This window comes from Treponema endosymbiont of Eucomonympha sp. (assembly GCF_001028545.1).
In genome coordinates, this window is the sequence record NZ_BBPW01000369.1 from 1 (window position 1) to 678 (window position 678).

Below are 678 nucleotides of genomic sequence, written 5' to 3' on the forward strand. Positions count from 1 at the left end.
GAATGGTCGCCGCCCGGTCAAAGGCGGAAATCCCCGTGGTCGCGCCCTTCAGGACGTCGACGCTGACGGTGAACGCCGTGCCGTGAACGGCGGTGTTTTCGCTCACCATGAGCGGCAGCCGCAGTTCCCGCGCCCGCGCCTCGGTTATCGCCTGACAGACCAGCCCCCTGCCGTGCCGCGCGACGAAGTTCACCGCTTCGGGCGTCGCCTTTTCGGCTGCCATGACGAAGTCGCCCTCGTTCTCGCGGTTTTCGTCGTCCGTTACAATCAGCAGCTTCCCCCGGCGGATTTCTTCAACGGCTTCCTCGACCGCCGCATATATATCGCTCATATTCTATAGCCTCTCCTGCAAAACCATTCGGCGTGTCCTGCGCGAGCCGCGCACCGCGCGCACTGCCGCCCTGTTTGTCGCCCACTATAGCACCAAATCGCCGGTTATCATAGCGTCCCCGGCGCAATTGTTCAGGTTTATTCAAGGATTGCGCGTATCCGCGGAGCCTTTGCGCTTGTTTGCGGAATTATCCTGCTTGCTTCCGCAGCTATCGGCGCCGATTCCCGCGACCCTTAATGCGGGACTCAGCCTCGTGTGCCGGACTTCGCCGCGTCCGGCGGAAGCCGCGCAGCGCGCGGGTAAGGCAGGGGGTTTCTGAAAAAACTGTCGCACGCCTGAGGCGTGCT

2 protein-coding genes are annotated in these 678 nt (G+C 62.7%); both read right to left on the reverse strand.

The window, feature by feature from the left end; translation table 11 throughout:
• Nucleotides 1–331, reverse strand: a 331-nt coding sequence (locus AWU74_RS07110) for a 3,4-dihydroxy-2-butanone-4-phosphate synthase (RefSeq protein ID WP_162504869.1), incomplete at its 3' end; no start/stop codon positions are given.
• Nucleotides 332–472: 141 nt separating this feature from the next.
• Nucleotides 473–678: hypothetical protein (locus AWU74_RS12810; RefSeq protein ID WP_238580228.1), on the reverse strand; the 206-nt coding region annotated here is incomplete at its 5' end.